The following is a 24,643-nucleotide window of genomic DNA, read 5'->3' as shown; positions in this document are numbered from 1 at the left end:
ACAAGTTTTCCACAGTTTTAAATTATTATAATTTCCTTAAGAATAAAAAAAGAGCGATTATCATCACTCTAAAAAAATCCCCTTATAACTCTTTAATTCATAACTTTAAATAATTCTCTTAATTTCAAATTAATAACTTTTAAATATCAATATTCAAATAAATTAAAACCTCTTTTCACAAAAAATAAAAAAATCCCTTTCGGGATTCTTTTACTCGGCGGCAGAAAATTTGAGGATGTGAGGGAGAACTGCCGCCGAATCAAATAGGGTAATTATATTATGTTCTTAAGAAAAAGCTAATCTTTCTATGCTTTAATAATACACATTTAATATGAATTTATTATCAATGTAATGTAAAACTAATGTGAATTTTTCACTTTTTTACTTACTTAACATAAAAAGATGGGCTAATGCATATATTACACTAGCCCACAATTATTTTCAAGTTTTATTTTTTCATTAATCTCTGTATTATACCTTTTATACCTGTAGCTTCTTCTTTAACTACTTTTTCTTTTGTTCCATTATCGCTTTCGTCATCAGTATTGACTTTCATTATGAATTTAACATCGCCATTCATATCTTCACCTATACCAGCATAGTTGTCGTAGTCATTTGCTAGGTCTAATAATACATCTTTAGTATCTACTAATCTTTCTATATCGTCTATTTTACCTGTTTTAGAAGATACTTCTGAAGTTACTTCATCATTTGCTTTTTTAACACCATCATAAAGCTGTTTTGAACCACTCTGTAATTTTTTAGTTCCTGCTAGTATCTGTTTAGAACTTGTTGCTAATTTATCTGATCCTTTTCTAAGTTCTGTTCCACCTGCTACAAGCTGAGTTGTTCCACTCTGTAACTGAGTAGTTCCGTTGTAAAGCTGCTGACTTCCTTCATAAAGTTTATCTGTTGAACCATCTAGTTTTCCAGAATTTTCTTCAAGAGTTTTTCCTGCATCTACTAACTGTGCAAATTTTGAGCTGTACTGACTTGATCCTGCACTAAGCTGTGATAATCCAGCTGATAACTGTTTTGCTGCACCTGCCGCTTCTGATAATCCACTCTTAGCTGATGATAATGAACTTTCTGCACCACCTATGGCAGATTCCTGTTTAGAAGATATACTCTGAGATGCCTGGCTAAGTTTTATTATTTCCTTTGCAGCTGCTTTTGATTCTTCACTTGCATTTTCATCATTTAGTATAGTATTTGCAGCTGATTCCATTCCAGATGCTAATTCTTTATTCTTAGATATAGATCCACTTAATTCTGATAAACCTCCACCTGCTGAACCTGCATTTGATAGTGCGCTTGATAGCTGTTCTGCACCAGATGCTGCATTTTTTATTCCGTTGTCTATATCTGAGTATGCATTATAAAGATTTCCTGTATTTTCTACATACATAGAAACACCTGTTGTAAACTTATCCTGGCCTGCACTAAGCCGTTCTATACCATTCATAAGTTTCTGAGCACCATCGCTAAGCATTGGAACATTTCTACCTATTAAACCTACACCATTTGTAAGAGTCTGTATTCCTCCACTTAAAGTCTGTGTTCCTGCATCAAATTTTTCATAATTTGTAGCTAATTCTGTAGTACCATTGTAAAGCTGTTCAGTTCCGTTTAATAATTCTTTTCCTGAATCTTTTAATTTATCTATCATAGAAGTTATATCACCTAAATCACTATCAGAATCTATATCTTCTAGACTAGACATATCAGATGTAGCTGCTATCATTACTTCTGGTACTTTAAAATCAGTTGCATCTGCTTCTATAGTTATTGTTGAGCTTATTTTATCGAATATTTCACTATAATCTCCACCCATATCTAAAGAAGCTTCAAGTCCTGGAGATGATATTGCTGTTATTGAAGAAGTTTTCCCATCATCTACAGTCTTTCCTGAACTAGTTTTTATATTTTTAAAGTTTTCTCTAGGCATTAATATTTCTGTAGCTGTTATAAATGGTACATAAACTGTTCTACTTTCTCCAGATATTTTTACATTTCTAGCTTCATTATTTTTTAATCTTATAGTTATCTTAACCTTACCTGACTGACCTTTTATTTCATCAGCAGTTACACTTCTTCCATTTAATTCATATTCTATATCTGTAGTTATTGGAAGCTGTTTATCTGTCTGACCTTGATAGTATAAATCGTCTTTAGTTGTATCCCAAGTTACACTTTCTCCATCTATTGTTGGTTTTTCATCACCTTTAACATTTTTTATATTTTTTAGAATACTTTTATCGTTTATTTTATCTAATGATCCATCTCCACTTAACCATTCTGATACTATATTTTTTTCTACAGTACCGTCTTTTTTAAGTATTGTATATACTGTTTCGTCTTTTTTTATGTAACTACTTTCAGCAAGTACTGGAGATGCTGATGCTGCTAATATAGCTAATGTACAAACTGATGCAATTGATTTATTTTTAGTTTCCTTTTTCATCTTAAATTCCTCCTCAAGTAATATAATCTTTCACTTCTAATTTTTAGGAATGAAATCTTTTGATGTTTTTTCTATTAATTTTTCGCTTATTAATAATAATCCTGGTAGCATAAATAGTATTACGAACATACTTATTATTGCTCCTCTAGCCATTAAAGAACAAAGTGAACTTATCATTTCTAGTTTAGATATTATACCAACACCTATTGTTGAACTGAAGAATGAGAATCCACTTGTTACTATTGAACGACCACATTTCTGTATTGCAATTCTCATAGCTTCGTATTTATCGTATCCATTTGCAAGTTCTTCTTTAAATCTAGAAGTAAGGAGTATAGCATAGTCAACTGTAGCTCCTAGCTGTATTGTTCCAAGAACTATAGATGCTATAAATGGAAGAACTGTTCCTGTATAGTATGGAATACCTAGATTTGCAAATATCGCACCTTCAATTGCCGCAACTAGTAAAACTGGTATTGATGCAGACTTAAATACAAATGCTATTATCGCAAATATCGCTATTATAGAAACAGTACTGACTTTTTTGAAATCTGTATCGGCAATTCTTATTAAATCTTCTGTTAAAGGTGCTTCACCACCTATAAGTCCATCTGGATCGTATTTTTTAACTATTTTATTTAATTCTCTTATCTGAGCACCACATTCCTTTGTAGCTGCTCTGTATTTTGAGTTGATCATTATCTGTTCATATCCGCCAGCTTTTACTTCAGAAAGCATACTATCTGGTATTATATCCTGAACAAATCCAGAACCAACTACTTTTTCAAGTGCTACTACAGAGTTAACACCATCTACTTTTTCTATTTCGCTTACCATCTGGTCGACTTTATATGAATCTAAACTATCTTTTACAAATATCATATCTGTACTATTCATATCAAAGTCTTTTTTCATTTTGTTTGTTGCTACTATTGAAGGTAAATCATCTGGTAATGTTTCATCTAAATTGTAGTATACCTTCGCATTATTGTTTCCGTATATCGCTGGTATCATTAAAACTAAAAATAAAACTGTAAGTTTTTTATAATTTCTAATTACAAAATCTGAAGTCTTTTCAAAACTTGTAAGAATTGTTTTATGTCTATGGTTGTGTATGACCTTGTCAAATGTAAGTATTAAAGCAGGAAGTACTGTAACAGTAGTTAAAACTCCAAGTACAACCCCTTTTGCCATTACTATACCTATATCTTTACCTAGTGCTAAGTCCATTGCACATAATGCTACAAACCCTGCAACTGTAGTAAGTGAACTTCCTGATATAGATGTAAATGTATTTGTTATTGCATTTGCCATAGCCTCTTGCCTATCATCAGTATTCAATAGCTCTTCATCATATCTATGAAGTAAGAATATTGAGTAGTCCATTGTAACCCCTAGCTGCAATATTGCACACAATGCTTTTGTTATATATGATATTTCTCCAAAAATTATATTAGTTCCAAAGTTATAAATTATCGCTATTGCAATATTTGTAAGGAATACAAATGGAATTGCTGTATATTCCATAGTTAAGAGTAAAACTATCATTGTAAGTATTCCGGCAGCTACAACATAAAGTGGCATTTCTTTATCTGATAAATCTTTTGTATCTTTTATAATTCCTGACATTCCACTTAAAAATGCCTGTCTACCTGTAATACCTCTAATAGTATCTACAGCTTTCATAGTAAGCTCGTCTGCTGTACCTTCCTTTAACTTAACTATCATCATAGTTGCGTCTCCAGAATAAAGCATATCCCTCATATCCTTAGGTATCATTTCATTTGGGAAAGTTATATCTATAAAACTATCCTTCCAAATTACCTCTTCTACACCCTCTACCTTTTCAACTTTTTCCTTTATCTTAGCTACATCCTTATCTGGCATATTTTCAATTTCCAACATAGCTAAAGATCCGCAGTTAAAATCTTCTTTCATTATTTTTTCTGCTTTCATAGTAGATACATCTTCTGGTAGATAACTAAGTATATCGTAGTTTATATCTGTTTTGATATATCCCATAACTGACGGTATCAAAAGTAAAAATGCTATCAAAAGAATGATTTTACTGTGTTTTGCTATCTTGTCAGCAATCTTTTTCATTTTTCTCCTTCTCCTTCCAATATTTCTAGCACCTTTTTTGGGCATACCTAATTTTTATAAGTCTATTATAGGGCGCGCCTAATAAAAAGTCAACATTTTTATAACTTTGTAAAAATGAAGTTTTTATGAATTTGTAAAAAAAATACTACCAAACATCGTAATCAATACGATAATTTGGTAGTATTTTAGTCATTATGTTCAATTTTAAATATTAAATTTTTTTAATTATATTAAATCACTCGATTCCACTACAGTATTCACCACTTCTTCAAGATTCATATCATCCTTAAATTCTTTTGCTTCTTGTATTATCTTATCTATATCAATCTGTTCATCTACATTTAAAAGAGCAAATCTTGTTTTAACGACATTTATTATAATATCGTCCAAATCTACATTCAGTACTCCTTCATAGTACTGATTTAATAGTTCACACTCTCCAGCACATCCCATCGAAATACTCATATATAAATCTTTATCATTGAAATCGTAGTTGCTCTCCACTAATTTTTCTTTAAATAAACCTAATAATATATTTATATATTCTTGTCTTATAGATCTAACATTTGAAGCTTCGATATACAATCTAAACACTTTTTCTGAAGTAGCTATAGCGTGAGTATATATATACTGACTTATTATATAGTTCGCCACTATATCATTTTCTTTTATCTTTTTCTCTGCTATCGTTCCATAGATTTTTTCTAGTAATTCTTTGTATAAATACAGTAATATATCTTCTTTTTTCTTGAAGTAGTAGTACAAATGTCCCCTTCCAAGACCTGAAGACTCTGCAATCTGTCTTATCGTAGTCTTACCGTATCCATATTTGATAAAAAGTCCTGATGCAGTTTTTATTATGTGATCTTTTAGCTGATTAACTTCTGAATCCTTCATTTTACTTCCCTCCAATTTATTTGCTGTGAAGAGTAGCGTATATTCCTCCAGCTTTTATAAGTTCATCATGTGTTCCTCTTTCAGAAATTTTTCCATTTGTTATTACTATTATCTCATCTGCATTTTTTATTGTAGAAAGTCTATGAGCTACTACTATATTTGTTCTATCCTTGCTTAGTTCTTCAAGAGATGCCTGTATTTCTCTTTCTGTAACATTATCAAGGGCTGAAGTAGCCTCATCAAGTATTATAATTGGTGGATTCTTTAAGAATATTCTAGATATAGATATTCTCTGTTTCTGTCCACCAGATAATTTAACACCTCTTTCACCTATATACGTATCGTATTTTTCAGGTAAAGTCATTACAAAGTCATGTATTCTAGCTTTTTTAGCTGCTTCTATCATTTCTTCTTCTGTAGCTTCTGGATTTCCACAAATTATATTGTCTCTGATTGTTCCTGTAAATAAGAACACATCCTGCTGAACAACTCCTATATTTTTTCTAAGTGATCTTAGACTTACATCTTTTATACTATTTCCATCTATTTTTATATCTCCAGAATCTAATTCATAGAATCTAGGTATTAAACTACAAAGCGTAGTTTTTCCTCCACCTGATGGTCCAACTAATGCTATAGTTTTTCCAGCTTCAATAGATAGACTTAAATCACTTATTACTTCATTTTCATCTTCATATGTGAATGAAGCATTTTCTATTTCTATATTTCCTTTTACATTTTGAAGTTCTTTAGGATTTTTAGCTTCTTCCTGAATTTCTTCATCCATTATTTCTTTGAAACGTTTAAATCCTGTCATACCATTCTGGTACTGTTCTGTAAAGTTTACAAGCTTTTTCATAGGCTCTATGAACATTTTTACATATAAAATATATGCTGCAAAATCTCCAATAGTTATTCTACCTACATAAGTGTAGTATCCACCTAGTATCATAGCTATCCATTCTAATAAATCCATAAAGAAGTTCATACCAGAGAAATATTCAGCCATAGCCTTATAAGATTCTTCTCTAGCATCCTTGAATATATTATTTATTTTGTCAAATTTTTCAAGTTCTTCATCTTCTGTACAGAATGATTTTGTAACCTTCATACCAGCTATACTGTTTTCTAGGGTAGCATTTACCTCCCCTACTTTTACTCTAGACTTCATGAAAGCATTACCCATTTTATCTTTTTTACGGGCAACAAACCAAACCGCAAATGGAAGCACTGCGAATATTATTAATGTTAACGGGATGTCTATCCCCATTAAAATTATAAATGAACCTAGGATTGTTACCAAAGATATAAATAAATCCTCTGGTCCATGGTGTGCTAACTCTGTTATGTCCATAAGGTCATTTACTATTCTAGACATTGTAACACCAGATTTATTTTCATCGAAATATTTATTAGGTAACTTCTGAAGATGTCTAAAAACAACACTTCTCATATCTGCCTGCATTCTGACCCCTACAACATGCCCCCAATACTGCATGAAATAGTTGAATCCTGCTTTAGCTACAAATATAACTATTAAAATAGCTGCAAATATAAATAATAAATCAATTTTTTTATTAGGTATGATATCGTCCATTATGTTTCTCGTCATAATTGGATATAAAAGATTGCACATTGACGCTGAAAAAGCGCAAATCATATCGAGTATAAATAGTTTTTTATACGGTCTGTAATATTGAACAAATTCCTTTATCATATAATTCCCCCCTTACTTCTCATATTTTCCAATTTTACACCAATTTTGATTTATTTTCCATACTATTTCTAAAATATACGTTATTTCATTGTATATTTTCATAAATTTATTTTATAAAAAATTATCTGTAAATTATATACATCTTATCTAAATCTTGTGATATAATTATTTTATAATTATAGATAAAATTTTATTTTTATTTTTTTTATCTATAGATAAGTGTATTTGTAATATTTATAAATTTTTTAAAGATTATTTTTTACTTTTACAATATTTTGGGGAATTATAATCGATTCTACTTATTATCATTTAATTTTTTTATATTTGAAAGGGGATTATTTTAATTATGGATCTTAAACAACTTGAAGTGTTTGTAGCTGTTGTAAAGCACCAGAGCTTCTCTAAAGCGTCAAGAGAGCTATTCCTTACACAGCCTACAGTTAGTGCACACATCCAAAACTTAGAAAACGAATTAGAAACTGTTTTGGTAAATAGAAGCAACAAAACTATAACTCTTACAGAGTCAGGTAAAATACTTTATGAACATGCAATTTATATATTAAACAACTGTAAAAAAGCTATTTACGATATTAAAGAATACTCAGGTAAAATAGAAGGGCTTATCGACATAGCCTGCAGTTCTATCCCAGAAACATATCTTTTACCAGGATTTATGAAGAGCTTTTCTAATACATACCCAGATGTAAAATTTAGTATAAGCCATTATGACTCACGGTTTGCTATATCTGAAATATTAGACGAAAGAATCAGTTTCGGTTTTGTAGGTTCTAAAATAAGCAATCCACAGATAAAATACGTAAATCTTATAGACGATAATCTAGTACTTATAACACCACCAGATTTAGAAATAGAAAACGAAAACGGTGAAATAGATGTATCAGCTTTATACGACTTCAATTTTATAATGAGAAAAGAAGGTTCTGGTACTAGGGATTTAATATTTAAGACTCTTAAAAAGGCTGGATTCTCTACAGCTAAACTAAATATCTTAGCTCATGTAGAATCAAATGAATCTATAAAAGAAATGGTTAGACAGGGATTAGGTGTATCATTCATATCTCGGATTTCTGCTGAAGAATACATAAACTCTGGAAAACTAAAAAGCTACAAAATAAAAGGAATAGACTTTGCTCGTAAATTCTATTTCATATACTCTAAAAAGAAAACATTCACTCCACTAGAAAACAAATTCTTAAACGAACTATGTGAATACTTCGGATTAGACCATAAATAAAGAAAAAAGAAGAGGGACTATTGCAAAATTGCAGTAGTCCCTATTTTATTAGTTTTCTTTTATTTCACACATACTACAGTTTTTACCTGGTTTTCTTCCAGTTCTTTCTTCAAATTCCTGTGGAGATACTACTTCTATGCAGTCTAATCTCTGTTTGAATCCTTTTTTAAATTCCTGTAAGTATATTTTTCTTAATTTTTCTCTTTCTTTTGTTTCTGCTAGAGTAAGTCCTTCAGCTTTGTTTTTCTTTGCTAATTCATTTATTCTGTTTATTAATTTCTGATCTATCATTTTATCTTCTCCTTTTCTATTCAAATTTATATATTATAAAGCTACATCTTCTATTAAATCATTTTTGTACAATTATATCAATCGCTTATTCAATATACTCAAAGTTTATTCTAATAAAATAACCTGTTATCCATTATAGCTTCATTTTCACCATTATTCTTCAAAAATTCTTCTACACTTCTTCCTATTATCTCTATACCCTTTTCTATGTTTTCAACACTTTCTCTGGCAACATTTATTCTAAAGAACCTATCATCAATTACATTGTCATAGAAATATGTACCTGGCAATACAGATACTCCCTTTTTATATATAAAATCTGTAAATTCTCTCGATTTACATCCTCTAGGAAGCTCACAGAAAAAGTTTATTCCTCCAGAGCAGTTTCTAACTCTTATTCTTCCTTTAAAGAATTTTTTAATACATTCCTTGGCAACTCTATATTTTTCATCGTATATCTTATCCATCTTTTCTATATGCTTATCCCAATCAAATTCCTCCATATAGCAAAGTAAAGAGCTTTGTATAAGCCCAGGAGTTGATATATCTGAAGAGTATTTTGCCCAAAGTATATTTTTCATAAGCTCTGGTGGTATATCTATTACCCCTATTCTAAGACCCGGCATAAATATTTTTGAAAAACTTTTTATGTATATTACTCGGTTGTTTTCATCGTAACTTTTTAAAGGTCTATTATCCTCTGAATCAAATTTAAAATCACTTATAAAATCATCTTCTAATATATAGAAGTCATATTCCTCTGCAAGTTCTAGTAGTTTTTTCTTTTTATAGCTAGAATATGAAATTCCTGTAGGATTTTGGAAATTAGGCATGACATACATAAGTTTAGGCTTTATTTTATCCAATTTAAGTTTTAATATTCCTATATCAATTCCATCATCCAACATAGGTATTGATATTATCTTTGCCCCTCTACTCTTGAACACCTCTATAGCACCATTGTATGTAGGCTCCTCTACAAATACAATATCAGAATAATTTATAATCCCCTTACATACAATATCGATTCCCTGCTGTGCTCCAGATATAATCTGCAAATCATCTTTAGCAGCATTTATTCCATTTTTTATTAAATACTTGGAAATTCTATCTCTTAAACCTTCATTTCCAAGTCCTTCATCGTATTCAAATATAGCACCTTCATTTTTTGATAGAGCTAAATTGACTGCCTTTTTAAAATCCTCAACTGGAAACATTTCATTTGAAGGATTCCCATTATCAAACTGAATAATATTCTTATTCTTTTTTTCATCCTTAGCTCTATATTTTTTTATTTCAGATGCAAATGTTCCACTTCCTACTATTTTGTAAACATAACCTTCTTTTTCTAAAAGTTCGTATACCTTTACAATAGTAGTATTATTTACACCTATATACTCGGACAATTTTCTAATAGGAGGTAATTTTTCATGTTCTTTTATTTCGCCCTCTATTATCAAATTTTTTATATGAGTGTATATCCGTATGTACTTTCTCCCCTGTATATCATCTATATTTAAATAGTATTTTTCCATAATATACCACCCTATTTAAAGTTTATTTATTATACAATAAAAAGCGCTGACTAAGCAGCGCTTTTTATCAGTCCCGAAACACCGTCGGTATTGTAAATTCATACCCGAGATACTCCCAGGTGGGTGATCTATTAGTTGCTTTTTGGAGTCCTTGATAAAATCAAGGCATTTCATACTTACAATCAAACTCAATCTCCCGAATTTAATTTGTCGGTTGAATTTAGAAGTAACCTTCTCGAATGTCTCAGGATTTCTTACCATTATTATATAATAATTGTTCAAATTTTTAAAGAGAAAATCAAAAATCCATAAAATTTATTTTTTTATTACACTTTCTCTTTCTTCTATTCTGTGAGGAAGCTCTACTTTCTTTTCCTCTATTTCTTCACCATTTATCATCTTTATAACCATTCTTATAGCAACAGCTCCCATATCATATAATGGCTGATGAACTGTTGTAAGTTTTGGTCTGTACATTCTAGCTATTTTTACATCGTTAAATCCTGCTACAGATATATCATTTGGTACACTATATCCTTTATCAAATACAGCATTCATAGCTCCAACTGCAGCCTCATCTCCTGTAACAAATACAGCATCTGGAACTATTCCTTTTTCTAATATATCTTTAGTAGACTCATATCCACTATTGTAATCTACACCACCATATCTAACTAATTCTTCATTAAATTCTATTCCATTTTCTGCTAATGCACTCTTATATCCATCTAATCTTTCTTTTTCTAGTCTTGTATCCCCTGCACTAGTCATAACGAAAGCTATTTTTTTATGTCCCTGTGATATTAAATGATTTGTCATATCGTAAGTTGCTTTTTCATTATTTACACTTACTGTAGGTACATCGTAATCTCTAGCTGTTTTACTGATATATGTTGTTGGAATTCCACAGTTTTCTATATATTCTACCTGCTCCTTACCTAAATCCCAACTTATCATTACCATACCTTCTATCTGTTTAGCTCTTAGAAGGTTTATACTTCTCATTTCCTCATTTTTGTCTGAGTAAGTATTTGAAAGAAGAATATCGTAATTGTACATTCTCGCTATTTCTTCTATCCCATTAAGAATTTCATTTACAAATGAGTCAGATACCTCTGGAACAACAACTCCTATTAACTGACTTTTTTTAGTTACTAAGCTTCTAGCTAGCGGATTTGGTACATACCCTGTTTCCTCTATAACATCAAGAACTTTTTTCTTTATCTCATCTGTTACAGGTTTAGAATTATTTATCACTCTAGAAACTGTAGATATAGATACACCCGCTTTTTTTGCTACATCTTTAATTGTAACTGTATTTTTCATGCTTTTTCCTCCTTTTAGTTTATTAAATTTTTGTTTTTATATAATACACCCCTAATTAACATTGATACCCAAGTGTTAACACTCCGAATTATTCTTTTTTAAATAAATATGGTAAGGTTTTTTGTCTATATATATTAAATCACATATACAACAAAATTACTATAAAAATTATATTTCTTAATCAATTTTTTAATTGACAAGCAGTCACCTAAATTTATATTATCTATTATATCAAATATGTATTGAAATTTGTACTGTAATATATTAAACTACAATTAAAATAAGACTAACAAATTATTAGGAGGAAAACTATGTTTGAAAGAATAAAAGAAATAATAGCAGAACAGTTAGGACTTGATGATTTAGAAGATATAACAATGGACTCATCTCTTATAGACGACCTTGAAGCAGATTCATTAGATGCTGTTGAAATAATAATGGCTCTTGAAGATGAATACGACATAGAAATTCCTGATGAAGAAGCAGAAAGCTTCAAATCAATAGGAGATATCTGCAGATACATAGAAGATAACCAGTAATTAAACAAATTAAAAGAGATGCAAATTTTGCATCTCTTTTTTTATTGATTTTATATTTCATTTAATTATTTTTCTTCAAAGAAATTAACATTTTTGATTACTATATCTATAGTTCCATCTTCATTTTTCTTTATACTGTATTTCATTGGGTCCTCAAAATCAGTTAAATTTCCCTTTATTTCAAATCCATTGTCAGTTTTAATATTTCTCTTTTTAAGCTTTTTTTCCACCCATTTTTTATCTATAGAAAATGATTCATCTATTCCTTTTTCTTCCATAAGCTCTTTAAAGCCTTCTTTTAAATCCTCGTCTTTTATTGCTCTTTCTGCAAATTCAGCTACATCAACCTGCTGCTGCTCCTTTAAAGTATAATTTAAAATACTTCTAGCATCCTCAGCCTGTTTTATATCATTTGCAAGTGCATTTGTTATCCAATTATCTGCAGATGTTTTAAACACCTTAGTCTTGTATTTATCGTCGTCTATTTTCTCACCATCTATAAATTCTCCTATAAATTTAGATGGTAATCCACTCTTTTCAGAGTCTTTGTCTAAAGCTCTAAACTGATATTCATCATTCATACCGTTTACACCTATAAGTGCAGCCTGTTTAATTCTCTGAGTTTCCTGTATCCCAACTTCATTAGACACAATCTGTATATTGAATTTTTCATCTACAAATTCTATAGAATGAGTATAAAGTTTTTTATAATCTATTTTTATTATTGCAACATTTTTTTCTTCCTTTACTGTATAAAGGCATACAGCTAAATCACAAGATTCTAAGTCGCTGTTTACCTTCATAACATCAAATAAATACGCAGCTATTTCCTTTGAATTTTCTACAAATGTACTTTCATCGTATATAATCTGCTCACAACATTTTCTAATTGTATTTTCAGTGTAATTTTTAAAAACAGCCTTTCTTAAATCGTCATCTCTAGTTACTCTTTTTATCATCTTCTGGAAAAATCCTTCAACCTCCTGATTGACTTTTCCTTCAAAATCATTAAGAATAGGCACATCACTATTTTTATCTAGCACGTGTACAATAAATTTATGTATAATCAATGTATTATTCCTCCATTTTTAGTTTTTTTATAAGTTCTTTCATATCATCTGGTATCTTAGCTTTAAACTCTAAGTCTTCCCTAGTTCTAGGTTGTTTAAACTTAAGACTATATGCATGAAGAGCCTGTCTTTTTATAAGATTTTCATCTACATATCCATACAGTTCATCTCCAATAATTCCATATCCTAAGTGAGCTAAATGCACTCTTATCTGATGCGTTCTTCCTGTTTCAAGTTTTAATTCTACAACAGTTGCATCTTCTAGTCTTTCAACAACCTTATAATGAGTAATAGATCTCTGCCCTCTTTCATCTACTACCCTTTTTATAGAGTCATCAGTAGGTCTATATATAGGTGCGTCTATAGTCCCTTTATCTTCCTTCATAACCCCTTTTACAACTGCTATATACTTCTTCTCAACTAAATTTTCACTCATATCAGTAGATAATACATGGTGAGCATAGGCATTTTTTGCAACTATAACTAGACCAGATGTGTTCATATCCAGCCTATTTACAAATCTTACCTTTACCTTTTCGCCTTTTTTTATTATAAAATCTGTAACACCATTGGCAACAGTTCCATCAAAATGGCTCTTTGTCGGGTGTACAACCATATACGGTGGCTTATCGACCATTATAATATCAAAATCATCGTAAAGTATCCCCATCTCAAGATTTTGTGGCTCGAAGTTTGCCATATCTTCATTTATTTCTACTTCTATTAAATCGCCCTTTTTAACATCTAATGTCGGTTTTCTATACTCTCCATTCACGTTTACTGTTCTTTCTCTTTTCATTTTTGAAATAGATCTCACAGAAAATCCTAGCTTATCGAGTAAAATTTCCTTTAACACACCATCTTCCTCTGCCGTATAAGACATTAGATTGTACTTCTGTAGTTCTTTTTTAAACAAATTTATACCTATCCTTTCTAAGTTTATAACTGTGTTTAATTAGTTTTCTTCATTCCATCCTTTGCAAACATCAACCCATTTTACAAAGTTTGAAGAATATTTTTCTAATTCGTCGTTAGTAAGCTCTATTGCAGAATTTCCGCTTCCTGCTGCTGGAAATACTGTGTCAAATCTTTTTAAAGACTCATCTAAATATACCTTTACATTCTCGTTTTCTAGAGCAAACGGACAAACTCCACCTACCATATGACCTGTAAACTCAACAGCTTCTTCTGCAGAAAGCATTCTAGCTTTACAAGAAAACTCATGTCTGAATTTTTTATTGTCTATTTTTGTATCTCCAGCTGCAACAACTATTATAGCTTCTCCTTCATCTTTGCCTCTAAAAGATAGTGTTTTAGCAACTCTAGCTGGTATTATTCCAACTGTTTCTGCTGCTAACTCTACAGTTGCACTAGACTCATCAAACTCCATAACATCATTTTCTCTTCCAAACTGCTCCATATATTTTCTTACTTTTTCAATCGACATAACTAAACACTCCTTTTTCCTCTGTTTATATATACTAACTAAAATATTAAACTTATTAGCTAAGTGCTTTTATACTCCAAACACCCTTATTCTGTTCTACAGGTATTTTAAAAAAATTAAATATTGGAATTTCCTCTGCAAAATTACCTTCATATTCCATCTTTGTAGAATCAAGCGCAAAGTACTTTTTATTTAATTCCAATCCTTTTGGAACAATAAATTCTATATATCCATCTCCATTTGGTTCTATACCATCTAGCATTAAATTTGAATTAAGCTTATTCGCACTATCTAAAGCTAAATAAAGCTTTGAGCTATTTACATATTCTCCATCTTCGTTTTTTATATTGTTTTCAAATTTCATTCTTGCCTTTGTAAGAAGATATGTAAATTTACTGTTATTGTAAATTTTAAATCTTATTTTTGTACCTTCTTGCACAGTTTTTCTAGACTCAAACTCTACTATAACCTCATTTACATTTCTGGCCTCATAGTCCTTTTTATCTATCATATCTCCATATGTAAATCTTACTAAAAAGCCAGATACAAGACAAAAAATCAAAATGATAGATGATACCTTCATAAATTTATTCATATTATCAACCCATTCTAATTTTTATACTTTTACTTTGATTTTTATTTAATATATCTATTTTTCTTCATAGCCTTCAAGGATATTCCCATAGATATTATAAATATGAGAATACAAGCCACTCCTACAGTAACAATATTTATATTGTCCACATTAACCTTTGACACAATTCCTCTAAATATTTGATTAAATGCATGTATTGTTTCATATCTAAATACATTGGTAGATACCAATGCATCCGGATTGCTAGTCATATATATTTTTTCAGATAATGCATTTAAAAATGATCCAAATATTGTAAATATAGCTATTGCAAGTATACTAGCTGCTATTTTTATTTTTTCATATCCATATCTAAAAAACATCGGCATTGTTACGGATAGTGCTATTAAATTTATATACATAGCAAATATAAAATCATAAAATACAGTTCTTCTAAACATATATATAGAAAGTATATCGTGTACAAATAGAGTAAGTATAGTTATAACTATAGAAGTAGATACTCCTATAAGATATCTAGAGTACACTATATCGTCTAAATCTATCGGAATACTTCTTATAAATTTATCTGAATTATTTTCATAATCAGCTGAAAATACGCCTATCATTATTAGATAAGTTATAAGTACTGGCGTTGCATAATAAGATATATCATTACAAAATAAATACATTAAAATAAATATAAGTATGTATTTTATAACATTAAATCTTTCAGATTTTATACATACTATGAGATCCTTTTTTATAAGGTTAAACATTTAATACACCGCCTTCCTGGTAGTAATGTATTAAATCTTCTATATCAGGATTTTTTATCTTATGGTAATCAGCACTTCTAAGAAGAGCTCTTATTTCATCACTTTCTCCTATATTTACAAGTGCTTCACTATATCTTTTATAGTGGTCTATTCCTATTATATTATCCTTCATAAGAGATAATGTTTCAGAATCAGATCTAATTACCCTAAAATCTTTTATTATATCCTTCTTTTTAAGGTTAAATAGAATATTTCCCTTTTCTAAATATACAATTTGGTCGTATATTTCCTCTAATTCAGACACGTTATGAGTAGAGATTACGACACTTCCATTTTCCCTTTTTATATAGTCTTTAAAAATCCTTATAAGTTCCTTTCTTACAGTTTTTTCTAATCCATATATAGGTTCGTCTAGTATAAGCAGTTTTGCATGATGGCTAAGAGCAGTACTTATCATTACTTTTTCACATTGACCTTTTGATAGGTTTTTTATCTTTTCCTCAGAATCTAGATTAAAGTTGTCAAAATACATATCGTACACTTCCTCATCAAAATTCTTATAGAACATAGCTATTATTTTTTTATAATCCTTTAGCTTTAAGTTAGGATAAAAACTAAGATTATCATAAACAAAACCTATATCATTTTTATATCCAACTGGATCTTTTTCTACATTATTTCCATTTAATTCTATTTTCCCCGAACTCGGCTTATAAAGTCCCATTATCAAATTTATAATACTAGTTTTTCCTGAACCGTTATCTCCAATTATTCCCATAATTTTTCCTGGCTCTAGCATTATATTTATATTATTCAGTGAAAAATTTTCAAATGTTTTTGAAACGTTTTCTATTTTTAACAAATAATCACCTCATACAATAATTCTTATTTTGTTGTTAACATAGTTATTCTTTAATTATATCACGTAATTGATATATATTGAAATTTATATGAAACTTGAAATGTATATACTTGTTAAAAATTATGCTATAATACATATATGTAAAGAGGTGAACTTATGAAAAAAAGGCTAATAACTATTAATTCTAATGATCTACCAAAGTCGGTAGAAACTAAAAATTTATTTAAAGAAAAATTTAAAGAAGCTGGCTTTGATGTTTCAGAAGAATTTTCTGATGATACAGAGCTTGTTGTCTGTGTTGGGGGAGATGGATCTTTTTTAAAAACAGTCAGAGATTTTGACTACCCTGAAGTTCCTATTGTCGGTATTAATACTGGGCATCTAGGATTTTTCCCAGAGATAGTGCCCGATAAAATAGATGAGTTTATAGAAAGTTATTTAAATGAAAATTATATGATTCAAGAGGTTCCACTACTGCGGGCGATGATTTGTACAAACAAAAGCTGCGTAAACTTCTTCGCACTTAATGATGTAACTATAAAAGGTGATAAATCTAGAACTGTTCATTTAAAGCTACTTGTAAACGGTAAAAAAGTTGAAAACTTCAGCGGAGACGGTATGATTATCTGCTCTCAGACAGGTTCTACTGCATATACGTATTCAGCTGGTGGAAGTATTATAGACTGTAATATAGATGCTATACAGCTTACTCCTCTTTCACCTATAAATACAAATGCATATAGAAGCTTTACATCTAGTATAATTTTCTCTAAAGATACTGAGATAAGTATTATACCAGAGTATCGCTTTGAAGATTCAATACTTATCGTAATAGATGGTGTTGAGCTTAGATTTAAACAAATTACAGATATAAACATCTGTACATCAGATGTTAAGCTAAAACTTTTAAGACTTTCAGATTATGAGTTTTGGGATAGAGTTTCAGCAAAATTCTTATAGAATATTATTCTATCAAAAAAATTAATTTATTGGAGGGAATTTAAATGAAAATAGGAATACTTAGTGATACTCATGGAAGTTCGCTTTATTTTGATAAGGCAATGGATGTATTAGGAGAATGTGATTTATATCTTCACGCAGGAGATATACTTTATCATGGACCTAGAAATGACTTACCTGAAGGATATAATCCAAAAGCACTTACAGAGTCATTAAACGATATGGATTCTATAATATTTGCAAAAGGTAACTGCGAGGCAGATGTAGACCAGATGGTATTAAATCATCCAATTCAGGGACCTTATGCACTAGTTCAGCTTGATGAATTTAGATTTGTTGTAAACCACGGGTATGTAGGAGCAAAAGATGAAATAATAGCAAACGCTAAAAATATGGGGGCAGACTTCCTTATACTAGGACATACTCATGTTAAAGAGCTTTCTTTTGACGACACACTTATAATAATAAACCCAGGAAGTACTTCTATACCTAAAGATGGAAGTAGATCTGTCGCAATAGTTGAAATAAATCCTGATGAAGATAATGATCATGAATTAAACATAGACATAAACTTCTACGACATAGATACTGGAAAAATAATAGAAGAATTATAATAGAAAAGGGCTGATGCAAAACTCTTGCACAGCCCTTATTTTTTACGTATACATATGTATTTTTGCTATTCTATTTTTCTCTACTTTTTCTATACAGAATTTAATATTTCCAATCTCAATTACTTCTTTTTCTTCAGGAAGTCTGTCAAGATAACCTATTAGATATCCACCTATAGAATCGAATTCTTCTGTTTCTATTGATGTACCTATAAGCTCATTAACTTCTGATATCCTAGTACTTCCATCTACTATGTACTCGTCTTCTTTGATAACTATTATATCGTCTTCATCTTCATCGTATTCGTCTTCTATGTCTCCTACGATTACTTCAACTAAGTCCTCAACAGTTAAAAGACCTGATGTTCCACCGTACTCATCAAGAACTATAGCTATCTGAGTTTTTGCTTTTTTCATATCTTCAAGAAGCTGAGTTATCTTTTTAAATTCATAAGTAAAGAATGGATCTCTCATGTAATTTTTTACAGAGAAGTATTCTTTTTCTTCATCACTTAAGAATATCATATCTTTTATGTTTATTATACCGATGATATCATCTACAGAATCTTCGTATACAGGAAGTCTACTTAATTTTTCTTCTCTAAATACTTCTATTATTTCTTCATAAGTATCATCGACTTCAACAGTTACCATATCCATTCTCTGAACCATGGCGTCTTTCGCCTGCATGTCACCAAATTCGAATACGTTATTGATTATTTCTCTTTCTTCAACTTCAAGAACACCTTCCTCATGGCTGACATTTACCATAGTTTTTAGTTCTTCTTCAGTTATAAACGCATTTTTTTCGTCTGCTTTTACACCGATTATTCTAAACATAAATTTAGTAAATATATTAAATATCCATACTACCGGTGATAGTATTGTTATTATCAGTTTTATTGGTTTTGAAACCAATAGAGCAACTTTTTCTGAATTATTTGCTGCTATTGATTTAGGTGTTATTTCCCCAAATATAAGGATTATGATTGTCATAATCGCAGTAGCTGCAGCAACACCATTTGCTCCAAATTTAGCTGTTAATAATGCAGTTGATATAGATGTAGCTGCTATATTAACAACGTTGTTTCCTACTAATATAGAATTTAATAATTTATTAGGACTTTCTATTAAAGATGCAACTAAATCTGCATTCTTTACCCCCTCGTCCTGCATATATCTCATTCTTATTTTACTTAATGACATTAGAGATGTCTCTGATGCCGAGAAAAATGCCGATCCCATAATAAGGATGACTAACCCGATAATCTGAATCCAACTTTCGAGCGATTCCAAAATTTACCACACTCCTATTTAACTTTTCTATCATTTTTCTTTTAGATTATATATTTGATTTCCATTATATCATAATTGAAGATACTTTTGTAAAATTATTAAATTGTTTAAATGTTAACTTTCAGATATAATCTAAAAAAAATAGAACTGCTAATCACATTTCATCAAAGTGATAGCAGTTCTGTTTTTCTAACTATATTCTATTTTAACTTTTGATCCTTCTCCAATTTCACCAGCTGTTACAACTAGTTTTACTGGAACCCTATTTTTTAATTCTTCAACATGCGATATTATTCCTATACTTAAATTAGAACTGTGTAATTTTTCTAATGATTCCATTACAGTATCAAGTAGTTCTACATCTAATGATCCAAATCCTTCATCTAAGAAGAAGAACTCGAGTGGTGCATTACCCTTCATCTGTATTTGAGATGATAATGCAAGTGCAAGTGATAGAGATGTTAAGAATGTTTCTCCTCCAGAAAGAGTGTCAACTCCTCTTCTTTCTCCACCATTGAAATTATCTCTCATAACAAACTCTAGAGCGTCGTTTATTTCAAGTGCATATCTTCCATTGGTAATTGTAGAAAGTCGCTTTGATGCCTCAAGTGCAATATATTTTAAGTGATTTGTTGCCACATATTCAACAAATTTATTTCCTTGAATAATTCTATCAATTTCATCTAATAGCCTATAATCATTTGAAACCTCGTCATATTCTGATTTTATCTTTTTCTTCTTTTCAAGGTCTTTTTTCATTGCAGTTATTCTATCAAATAAAACAGCGTTGTTTTTTTCAAGCTCACCTATTTCATCTTTTAATAATACAATTTCTTCGTTTAATCTATCAAATTCTTCTTCTTTTACTTTTCTACCATCTAATTTTTTCTCTAAATCATCTATTTTAAAGTCTAAATTTTTTCTACCTTCATCATAGTCAGATATCTCTTTTCTCATAATTTCAATATCTATGGTAGGCATAACAAATTTCTTAACAGTATATGCACTATCAAATCTATATTTGGCTAGCATATCTTTTAATACTTTTTTATAATAATCTAACTGCTCTTCAGTAGTATTACATTCTCCCTGAACCTTACTTCTAAGGGAATCCTTGTCTTCTCTAGCCTTGCTCTTGTCATCAAATTCTTTTTTTAGATCAGCATAACTACTATTTATTTTATTTATTTCCTGCTCTGTTTTTTCAAGCAATTCATTAGGATTTTTTCCTCTAGTTATTCTCTGGGCTTCATCTGTCTTTTCTATATACTGCTTTTTATTTCCTTCAAAGTCTTTTTCTATTGAAGAAATTTCAACTTCTATAGAATGTATACTCGTTTTACAGTCGTCAAATTCTTTATCTATCTCAGATTTTATATTTCTAAATTCAGATAGTTCTTTCTCAACATTTTCTGATTCTATTTCATTTGCCTTTATTTCTTCTAATTTAGAGAATATATCATCTACCTTGGTAATTCTTTTTATAGATACTATTTCAAGCTCAAGATTATCTTTTTTAGATTTAAGTTCTGATACATTCTCTGATAAACTAAGTCTACGTCTCATTATTCCTTTTAGTAACTCGTCTATTCTAGTAAATTCTTTATCATTTCTAGAATAATCATCCTTATATCTTTTTAAATCCTCTTCTAATCTATCTTTTTCAATATTCCAATCAGATACAGCTCTTTTTTCTGCTTCTAAATTTCTAGTTTCTGAGTCGTATTTCTTAGAAAGCTCTATAGAATTTCTTTCTCCTATTTCAGCTTTTTTCTTATTTATAGCTTCAGTTTTTATCTTTTCTTCAGATATATATCCACTTCTCTTTATTTTTAATGAATCTAGTCTTTCTATTTCTTCTCTTTCGTTTGCCTTTTCCTTGTTTAAAATTCCTTCATAATATTCTATTCTATCGTCGTAATTAGTGCTGTCAGTTCTCATATGGTCTAAAGATCCGCAAACTGGACAAGGTTTACCATCTTGAAGTTCTTTTCTTATATCTGAAACTCTGTTTAAATATCTAAATTCCTCTATATTCTTCTTAGCAGTTTCCATATCTTTTCTAACTTTAGACAGTCTATCCTCAGATGTAGATATTTCCCTGCTCACCCTATGTCTTTTTTCTAAACAGTCGTTTAACTCATTCTGAAGATTATCCCTTTCTTCTTCAAGCTGCTTTAAAGTTTTAAGCTCAGATTTCATTTCTGTAACATACTCTGTCTTTTTAGTTATTTCTTCTGCTGTAAGAGGAGAATTTTTTATCATTATATTAATTCTATTTTCAACTTCTTCTATTCTTTCTTTAACAGAATCTCTATCTCTTCCAACCAATTTCAAAGCTATATTATTTTCACTATATTCAGCTTCACATTTCTGTAAATCAATTTCGCTTTTTTCTAGCTCTTTTTTTACTTCATTTAATTCTTTTATATGTGAGTATCCCTTTTCTATATTCTGACGGAAAGCTGCTGGTACATTTATTTCATACAGTCTATTTTCGCTATCTTTAATTTTCCCAGCATAAAGATTTTGTTGTGATTTGATATCTTCAATATTTTTTAAAAGTTCTTTTTTCTTACTTTCTAGTTTTTCACCTTCTACCTTTAGTCTTGTAAGTCTTTCACTTAACTTATTAGTTTCTTCTAATAGATTTATAGCTCGTTCAAATTTTACTTTATCCTCACTCAACCTAGGTATAGTATCGTCTTTTTTTCTTTCTATTTCAGCAAATTTTCCTCTAGATATTTCTAAATCCTTCTTAATTAACCTTATTTCTTCTTCAATTATTTTTAATTGATTCTTAGAGTCCTCAAACTGCTTCCGAAGCTTTTCAACATTATCTATATAAGGGTCTATCATATTTGCATTTTCTGCCCTAGACATTTTCTTTCTTTTTTCTTCTATTTCTTCTTTTTTATCTTCATATACCTTTAGTAATTCTTTTGCTTCATTGTACCGCTTCTGATTTTCATATATGATTTTATCTATATCGTATTTTTCAACCTTTTCTTTATACAGTCTATTTTTAACTCTAGAATCTTCTTTATCGATTTCTAATTTTTTTATCATTTCATCGTATTTTTCATCGGTTACCTCTTCATAGTGAGATAATGATACTTGAAGCATATCTACATGAGTTTTAGTTTTATTTTTTCTATGTCTTACATTTTCTATTAATTTCTTTCCATATTTTTCTAGGTTGAATATTCTCTCTAACATATTTCTTCTATCTATTCCACCTAATTTTAAGAAATCATTAAACTTGTCCTGAGGAAGCACTACAGATTTTGTAAAGTCGTTTGCTGTTAGTCCAATTATTTTTATTATAGTTTCATTTACTTCATTTACCTTATCAGCAAGTACATTCTCACTTCCATCTCCTAGCTTCTCAATTACTCTTGCATAAGATGTCTTAATTCCACCAGCCTTGCTTCTAATTATATGTCTATCAACTACATATCTTCTTGAGCCTATTTCAAATTCATAACTTATTTCTGCCTTTTCAGATAAACTATTTATGTATTCCTTTGTATTTCTGGCTATACTTCCATAAAGAGAAAGTGTTATCGCATCTAAAATTGTAGATTTTCCACTTCCGGTTTTTCCAAATATCCCAAAAAGACCTCTTTCTGTCAGTTTTTCAAAATCTATAGTCTGCTTATTGACATAGCTGTTAAGACCTTTTATTTCAAGTTTTATCGGCCTCATGCCTATTCTTCTCCCCCTTCTTCACCCGCTATTTTCATAAACATATCCATTAACTCACCTTTTGGCTCTACACCTTTATTAAATGTATAAAAATCTCTGAATAGTTCAGCCATAGATTTAGTTTTTAAATCTACAGTTTTTTCTTCCTGCTGATATGTTATTACAGGTTTAATTTCTATTATATCTGCTAAATTCTTCTTCATAGCTTTTATATCTTCTTGGCTTATTATTTCGTCTGTTTTTATTTCAAAATAAGACCACATACTTCTTCCCCGATTTTGCTCGCATATATCTAATGCCTCTTGAACTCCCCTACATTTGAATAACTCTATAGGCTTATAGTTATTAAACATTATATCTTCAAGTTTGGGTTTTTCATTTGGATGTATTTCTACAATTTTTGCACCCTTTGCATATACCCTTTCACTTTTACTGTACTGAAGAGGAGATCCAGAATAATAAGAACATCCTAATTCAGATGCCTTTTGAGGCTTATGAAGATGACCTAGCGCAACATAATTTGCTTTATCTGGTAGGTCTTTTCTTTCAACTAAAAGGCTCCCTCCAAGTTGTATAGGTCTTTCAGAATCAGAACTTTCCCCTCCTACAACAAAAAGATGAGATACAGCGATATTTATACTATTCTCTTCAAAATCTTCCTGTAAATCTCTAAATATCTGACCTATTTTTTGAGAATAAGTCTTCTGTCTATCCTCATCTGTTTCAGCCTCAAATGCATCATTTAATCTTTTTTCACTAGGATATGGAAGAGTAAGTACATTTACTTTTTCCCCGTTTATTATTAATTTTGTCATTCCTTTTTTTGCTTCTACTATCTCAAATCCTTCAAATTTTCCAGTTGATGTTTTGCTTAAAGGATTTCCAAATAGCAATATTCCCTGTTCAAAAGCAAGTGGAGATGCAGCCTCTATTCTCTCTGGGCTATCGTGATTCCCTGCAATCACAACTACACATCTTTTTCCATTTGCTGCTATTTTAGACACAGTAGAGTAGAATAATTTTTCTGCTTCTGCAGATGGATTTGCTGTGTCGTATATGTCCCCTGCGATTACTACCATATCAATATCATTATCCTCTACTATCTTAACAAAATCAGAACAAAACATTTTCTGTTCCTCTATTCTCGAATGACCTTCTAAGTTTTTACCTAGATGCCAATCAGAAGTATGAATAAATCTCATAATTCCC

Annotated in this window: 20 protein-coding genes and 1 other RNA gene; 4 read left to right on the top strand and 17 right to left on the bottom strand. The window is 30.0% G+C overall.

What is annotated here, in order from left to right; genetic code table 11:
- Nucleotides 1–448: 448 nt before the first annotated feature.
- The 4 genes from DWX74_RS08010 to DWX74_RS07995 form a co-directional block, all read right to left on the bottom strand.
- The gene (locus DWX74_RS08010; RefSeq protein ID WP_118549513.1) at nucleotides 449–2,464 is read right to left on the bottom strand and encodes a hypothetical protein; all 2,016 of its coding nucleotides are present in this window, start codon (nucleotides 2,462–2,464) and stop codon (nucleotides 449–451) included.
- Nucleotides 2,465–2,500: 36 nt separating this feature from the next.
- Nucleotides 2,501–4,567 (bottom strand): efflux RND transporter permease subunit, encoded by a 2,067-nt coding sequence (locus tag DWX74_RS08005; protein WP_118549512.1) that lies wholly within the window; start codon nucleotides 4,565–4,567, stop codon nucleotides 2,501–2,503.
- A gap of 225 nt (nucleotides 4,568–4,792) precedes the next feature.
- Nucleotides 4,793–5,464 carry a TetR/AcrR family transcriptional regulator gene (locus tag DWX74_RS08000; protein ID WP_118549511.1) on the bottom strand — a complete coding sequence of 224 codons (672 nt, stop codon included), beginning with the start codon at nucleotides 5,462–5,464 and terminating at the stop codon, nucleotides 4,793–4,795.
- A 16-nt stretch (nucleotides 5,465–5,480) separates the two neighbouring features.
- Nucleotides 5,481–7,181 (bottom strand): ABC transporter ATP-binding protein, encoded by a 1,701-nt coding sequence (locus DWX74_RS07995; RefSeq protein ID WP_118549510.1) that lies wholly within the window; start codon nucleotides 7,179–7,181, stop codon nucleotides 5,481–5,483.
- 346 nt (nucleotides 7,182–7,527) lie between these two features.
- Between DWX74_RS07995 and DWX74_RS07990 the strand changes: the two genes are divergently transcribed.
- Nucleotides 7,528–8,436, top strand: a complete 909-nt coding sequence (locus tag DWX74_RS07990; protein WP_006440802.1) for a selenium metabolism-associated LysR family transcriptional regulator — start codon at nucleotides 7,528–7,530, stop codon at nucleotides 8,434–8,436.
- A gap of 48 nt (nucleotides 8,437–8,484) precedes the next feature.
- On the opposite strand, the gene DWX74_RS07985 is transcribed toward DWX74_RS07990, so the two are convergent.
- The 4 genes from DWX74_RS07985 to DWX74_RS07970 form a co-directional block, all read right to left on the bottom strand.
- Nucleotides 8,485–8,727 carry a DUF896 domain-containing protein gene (locus tag DWX74_RS07985; RefSeq protein ID WP_118549509.1) on the bottom strand — a complete coding sequence of 81 codons (243 nt, stop codon included), beginning with the start codon at nucleotides 8,725–8,727 and terminating at the stop codon, nucleotides 8,485–8,487.
- Between the two features lie 110 nt (nucleotides 8,728–8,837).
- Complete coding sequence (gene pdxR / locus DWX74_RS07980; RefSeq protein WP_118549508.1) at nucleotides 8,838–10,262, bottom strand: MocR-like pyridoxine biosynthesis transcription factor PdxR; 1,425 nt, start codon at nucleotides 10,260–10,262, stop codon at nucleotides 8,838–8,840.
- A gap of 66 nt (nucleotides 10,263–10,328) precedes the next feature.
- Nucleotides 10,329–10,516: non-coding RNA, 6S RNA (gene ssrS / locus DWX74_RS07975), on the bottom strand.
- A gap of 61 nt (nucleotides 10,517–10,577) precedes the next feature.
- On the bottom strand, nucleotides 10,578–11,588 hold the full coding sequence (locus DWX74_RS07970) for a LacI family DNA-binding transcriptional regulator (protein ID WP_118549507.1): 1,011 nt from the start codon (nucleotides 11,586–11,588) through the stop codon (nucleotides 10,578–10,580).
- A 311-nt stretch (nucleotides 11,589–11,899) separates the two neighbouring features.
- Here DWX74_RS07970 and acpP point away from each other — a divergent pair, with 311 nt between their 5' ends.
- Nucleotides 11,900–12,127, top strand: a complete 228-nt coding sequence (gene acpP / locus DWX74_RS07965) for an acyl carrier protein (protein ID WP_006440798.1) — start codon at nucleotides 11,900–11,902, stop codon at nucleotides 12,125–12,127.
- Nucleotides 12,128–12,192: 65 nt separating this feature from the next.
- Here the strand turns inward: acpP and DWX74_RS07960 are convergent, their stop codons facing one another.
- From DWX74_RS07960 to DWX74_RS07935, 6 genes are all read right to left on the bottom strand, one after another.
- Nucleotides 12,193–13,197, bottom strand: coding sequence for a nucleoid-associated protein (locus tag DWX74_RS07960; RefSeq protein ID WP_118549506.1), 1,005 nt, complete (start codon nucleotides 13,195–13,197; stop codon nucleotides 12,193–12,195).
- A 4-nt stretch (nucleotides 13,198–13,201) separates the two neighbouring features.
- Nucleotides 13,202–14,113, bottom strand: coding sequence for an RluA family pseudouridine synthase (locus tag DWX74_RS07955; RefSeq protein ID WP_118549505.1), 912 nt, complete (start codon nucleotides 14,111–14,113; stop codon nucleotides 13,202–13,204).
- Nucleotides 14,114–14,152: 39 nt separating this feature from the next.
- A complete protein-coding gene (locus tag DWX74_RS07950; RefSeq protein WP_118549504.1) occupies nucleotides 14,153–14,644 on the bottom strand; it encodes a YbaK/EbsC family protein in 492 nt (163 codons plus the stop codon).
- A 55-nt stretch (nucleotides 14,645–14,699) separates the two neighbouring features.
- Nucleotides 14,700–15,155 (bottom strand): hypothetical protein, encoded by a 456-nt coding sequence (locus DWX74_RS07945; protein WP_147382059.1) that lies wholly within the window; start codon nucleotides 15,153–15,155, stop codon nucleotides 14,700–14,702.
- Between the two features lie 125 nt (nucleotides 15,156–15,280).
- Nucleotides 15,281–15,997: an ABC-2 transporter permease gene (locus tag DWX74_RS07940; RefSeq protein ID WP_118549502.1), complete on the bottom strand. Its 717-nt coding sequence runs from the start codon at nucleotides 15,995–15,997 to the stop codon at nucleotides 15,281–15,283.
- Nucleotides 15,990–16,859 (bottom strand): ABC transporter ATP-binding protein, encoded by an 870-nt coding sequence (locus DWX74_RS07935; RefSeq protein ID WP_118549501.1) that lies wholly within the window; start codon nucleotides 16,857–16,859, stop codon nucleotides 15,990–15,992. The genes DWX74_RS07940 and DWX74_RS07935 overlap by 8 nt, the downstream gene beginning before the upstream one ends.
- Nucleotides 16,860–17,015: 156 nt before the next feature.
- Here DWX74_RS07935 and DWX74_RS07930 point away from each other — a divergent pair, with 156 nt between their 5' ends.
- Both DWX74_RS07930 and yfcE read left to right on the top strand, forming a co-directional pair.
- The gene (locus tag DWX74_RS07930; RefSeq protein WP_118549500.1) at nucleotides 17,016–17,819 is read left to right on the top strand and encodes an NAD(+)/NADH kinase; all 804 of its coding nucleotides are present in this window, start codon (nucleotides 17,016–17,018) and stop codon (nucleotides 17,817–17,819) included.
- A gap of 44 nt (nucleotides 17,820–17,863) precedes the next feature.
- Nucleotides 17,864–18,433, top strand: a complete 570-nt coding sequence (gene yfcE / locus DWX74_RS07925) for a phosphodiesterase (protein ID WP_118549499.1) — start codon at nucleotides 17,864–17,866, stop codon at nucleotides 18,431–18,433.
- A 42-nt stretch (nucleotides 18,434–18,475) separates the two neighbouring features.
- Here yfcE and DWX74_RS07920 read toward each other — a convergent pair whose 3' ends face one another.
- From DWX74_RS07920 to DWX74_RS07910, 3 genes are all read right to left on the bottom strand, one after another.
- Entirely contained in the window at nucleotides 18,476–19,729 is a 1,254-nt protein-coding gene (locus DWX74_RS07920; RefSeq protein ID WP_118549498.1) for an HlyC/CorC family transporter, read from the bottom strand.
- Between the two features lie 186 nt (nucleotides 19,730–19,915).
- The gene (locus DWX74_RS07915) at nucleotides 19,916–23,434 is read right to left on the bottom strand and encodes an AAA family ATPase (protein WP_118549497.1); all 3,519 of its coding nucleotides are present in this window, start codon (nucleotides 23,432–23,434) and stop codon (nucleotides 19,916–19,918) included.
- Nucleotides 23,435–23,436: 2 nt separating this feature from the next.
- Entirely contained in the window at nucleotides 23,437–24,636 is a 1,200-nt protein-coding gene (locus tag DWX74_RS07910; RefSeq protein ID WP_118549496.1) for an exonuclease SbcCD subunit D, read from the bottom strand.
- Nucleotides 24,637–24,643 lie beyond the last annotated feature (7 nt).

Source organism: Peptoclostridium sp. AF21-18 (assembly GCF_003478825.1).
In the GTDB taxonomy this organism is placed as follows: domain Bacteria; phylum Bacillota; class Clostridia; order Peptostreptococcales; family Peptostreptococcaceae; genus Peptacetobacter.
The sequence above is the reverse complement of the archived record's forward strand: the minus strand, read 5'-3'. Positions and strand labels throughout refer to the sequence as shown.